The sequence below is a fragment of the Paenibacillus xylanexedens genome (assembly GCF_007676705.1).
GTDB lineage: Bacteria > Bacillota > Bacilli > Paenibacillales > Paenibacillaceae > Paenibacillus > Paenibacillus xylanexedens_C.
Genome location: NZ_VEBF01000549.1, coordinates 1 through 246, shown reverse-complemented (window position 1 = coordinate 246; position 246 = coordinate 1). Strand labels below are relative to the sequence as shown.

The 246-nt window shown below is 48.8% G+C and carries 1 pseudogene; it reads left to right on the top strand.

Features of this window, described 5'->3' with window-relative positions:
* Window positions 1-14 precede the first annotated feature (14 nt).
* Window positions 15-246, top strand: a pseudogene (locus FS628_RS32320) (hypothetical protein); the annotation flags it as partial.

Below are 246 nucleotides of genomic sequence, written 5' to 3'. Positions count from 1 at the left end.
TGGGGGGTGATGTGATGAGACTGATGTTGAATGAAAAAGAGGAAAGGCATGAAGTTGGGGAAGGTGGTGATGTTCTGGGTATTCGGGTGGGCAATGGGGGTAATATGTGGGGGTATTGGAAAGGTTTGAAAGAATATAAAGAGGGAGGGAAATGGAAGAGGGTGCCAGGGATGGTTGGTTTTGAAGGGGAAGGTGGGATGGGTATTGTGAAAGGTGAGGGGATGGTTGAGGCTGAAAGGGTAGCAA